This is a genomic window from Micromonospora sp. NPDC050686, from assembly GCF_040654475.1.
Taxonomy (GTDB): Bacteria; Actinomycetota; Actinomycetes; order Mycobacteriales; family Micromonosporaceae; genus Micromonospora.
Window position 1 is genome coordinate 1 of sequence record NZ_JBFAID010000127.1, and the last position, 3,055, is coordinate 3,055.

Annotated in this window: 2 protein-coding genes and 1 pseudogene; all 3 read right to left on the minus strand. The window is 75.5% G+C overall.

Going from position 1 to position 3,055, the window contains the following annotated elements; genetic code table 11:
* Positions 1 to 619, minus strand: a pseudogene (locus tag AB0H57_RS32655) (hypothetical protein); the annotation flags it as partial.
* On the minus strand, positions 616 to 1,641 hold the full coding sequence (locus AB0H57_RS32660) for a glycosyltransferase family 2 protein (protein ID WP_357512585.1): 1,026 nt from the start codon (positions 1,639 to 1,641) through the stop codon (positions 616 to 618). The pseudogene AB0H57_RS32655 and the gene AB0H57_RS32660, both read right to left, overlap by 4 nt.
* A gap of 105 nt (positions 1,642 to 1,746) precedes the next feature.
* A partial coding sequence (locus AB0H57_RS32665; RefSeq protein WP_357512586.1) for a hypothetical protein occupies positions 1,747 to 3,055 on the minus strand: 1,309 nt, incomplete at its 5' end.

Sequence of the window (3,055 nt, forward strand, 5' to 3'; positions counted from 1 at the left end):
GCAGCGGCTCCCCCGCCACCTGCGGCACATCCAACGGCACCTGATGCGTCGCCGCCCCCGCCACCGACAACTGGAACGCCAGGTCGATGTACTGCTCCTGGCCCTCCGACCGGGACAGGACCGGGGTGGTGGTCAGGAACGAGCCGGCGAGATAACCGGTAAAGCCGACCACCACCGCGGCCAGCGTCCACGCCCAACCCGTCGGGACGCGGACCGGGTACCGCGCCCACCAGTGCCGGCGCAGCCCGGGCAGCAGCGCGTACGGCAGCAACACCACCAGCGGCCACAACCACAACCAACGCCCCGCGCCCGCGGCCACGAACACCGCCCACGCCGCCAACTCCAACACCAACCCGACCACCGCACCGAACGCCAGATCCTCCACCAGCGTGAACGGCCGCGACCGCACCGACCGGAACACCAACGTCCCCGGCACCACCACCCACACCAACGCATACCCCGTGTACGCGACCAGATCGACCAGCGGCGTGCCGGTGGCCAGCAGAACCACCGCGACCACGGCGTAACCGACCACGGCCGGCAGGAAACCGAGGCGGGGCGCGCCTGCGGGGGGCGCGGCGGCCGGCCCGACGGGGTCGGCGACGGCGAGGCCGCTCACCGGAGCGTGTCGACGTACGCGGCCGGCTGCTCCTCGGCGGTGTCCGCCACCACCTCCGCGCCGCCGGCCGGGATCACGTCGTCGGCGGTGTCGGCGGCCACGAAGTACGCCGGCCGGCCCTGCACCGCGGTGTAGATGCGGGCGACGTATTCGCCGAGCAGGCCGAGGCAGAGCAGCTGCACCGCGCCCAGGAACAGGATCGCCAGGTAGAGCGAGGGCCAGCCGCTGACCGTGGCCCCGCCCAGCCAGGCGGCCACGGCCAGCACCACCAGCACCCCGCAGACCGCCACCCCGGCCAGCCCCAGCCAGGTGGCGAAGCGCAGCGGGGCGGCGGAGAAGCTGGTCACGCTCTCCGCGGCCAGACCCACCATCCGGGACAGCGGGTACTTCGTGCGGCCGGCGGCCCGCTCATGGCGCTGGTACGTCACCTCACCGCTGGGAAAGCCCAGCCACGGCACCACCAGCCGCAGCACCGGGCTGCGCTCGGGCAGCTCCCGCAGCGCCTCCACCGCCGCCCGACTGAGCAGCCGGAAGTCCCCCGCCTGGGCGGTCACCTGCTTGCCGACCAGCCGCCGCATCAGCCGGTAGTACGCGCCGGCGGTCCACCGCTTGAACGCGCCGTCGGTGCTGCGGTCGACGCGGACGCCGTACACGATGTCGAGGCCCTCGGCGCGGGCCCGGCGCAGCATCTCCACGATCGTCTCGGGCGGGTCCTGCAGGTCGGCGTCGATGCTGACCAGGTACCGGCCGTGCCCGCGCAGCAGCCCGGCGACCAACGCGGCCTGGTGGCCGCTGTTGCGGCGCAGCCGCACCACCCGCAGGGCGGGCCAGCCGGCGCGCAGGGCGGCCAGCCCGGCCGCCGTGCCGTCTGTGCTGCCGTCGTCGACGGCCACCACCTCGTACGGCTCGCCGAGATCGTCGAGGACCGCCCGCAGTCGCCGCGCGAACAGCGGCAGCACGCTCTCCTCGTTGAACATGGGCACCACGACGGAGAGCAGTGGTTCCGGGCGGGTGGATCCCACGTCGACCTCCGTCACAGCCGCGTCGGCGAACGCGACGGACGCTACCAGCCGGAGCGGGCCCCCGCCGTCCCTCACCAGCCGGTCCGCACGGACGGACGCCGCCGATCAGCGCAGCTGGTAGACGGCCGTCCGCTCGTTGTCGAAGCGCAGGTCGGCCAGCCCGGCGAGGTCCGGCGACTCCGGCTCGACCTCGCGGTCGACGACCAGCCAGCGCACCCCGTACCGGTCGCGCAGCTCGGCCAGGCCGGCGGCGGTCGGGGCGGTGAACGCCGCGTCGTTGGCGCCCAGCCGCTCGGGCGCCCAGAACGGCGCGTACGGGCCGCCGGGCAGGCCCACCATCCGGGGGGCGAACGCCCAGCCCTCCACCAGCACCGCGCGCTCCGCATAGGCGCTGAGCCAGAAGGTCCGGGCGTCGCACCAGCCGTCCACCACCTGCCGGCAGTGCACGTTGGTGGCCAGCACGTCGTCGGGATCGCTGTGCGCGCGCACCCAGCGGGCCGCCGCGACCCGGGAGGCGGGCATCGGCACCACCGCGTACGCCCCGCCGTTGGGGTGCTGCCGGGCCGCCGCGGCGTCCGTCACCAGGCCCGGCGCGCCGGCCACCAGCACCCCGGTGAGCAGCAGCAGCCCGCCCCGGCCGGCCAGCCCGGGCCAGCGCTGCACCAGCGCCGGCCAGCTCAGCCAACCCAGCAGCACCAGCACCAGCAGGGCGCCGGCCCACCAGAGCAGCGGCAGCACCGGGCGGTACGCGGGGTCGCTGGTCACGGTGGCCGGGTGGCGGAGCTGCACGGCGGTGAGCGCGACGGCGAAGCCGGCCGCCGACAGGGCGAGCAGGAGCTGGCCCCTTCGCGGCAGCGCGGCCCGGTCGAACAGCTCGGCGTAGCCCCAGGCGGAGAGGAGCACCCCGAAGGCGAACCCGGCCCGGGTGAAGTACTGGTTGCTGCTGCCCGGGTGGCCGACCAGCAGGTAGACGGCCGGGCCGGCGAGCGCCCCACCGAGCAGGAACAGCTGCACCGGCTCCAGCCGCCAGCGGCGCAGCCGCAGCAGCGCCACCACGCCGGCCAGCCGCAGCTGGAGGCTGAGCAGGAAGGCCAGCCCGACGGCCAGCCAGATCACCCCGGTGAGCAGGACCGGACGCTCGGCTGCTGCGCCGACGTACGGCCGCAGCCCGGAGAGCGGGTCGACGGTCACCCCGTGGCTGGCGAAGGCGAACAGCACCGCCGTGGCGAAGAGCTGCGCCGCCAGCGCCGCGCCCACCGCGACCAGCAGCGCCCGGGGCACCCGCCGCCGCACGGCCGGCAGCACCACGGCGGTGAAGACCAGCGCGGCCAGCACCACCGGCACCGAGCTGGCCTTGGCCCCGGTCGAGGCGGCGAGAAAAAGCACCACCAGCACCCACGCGCCCCGGCCCAGC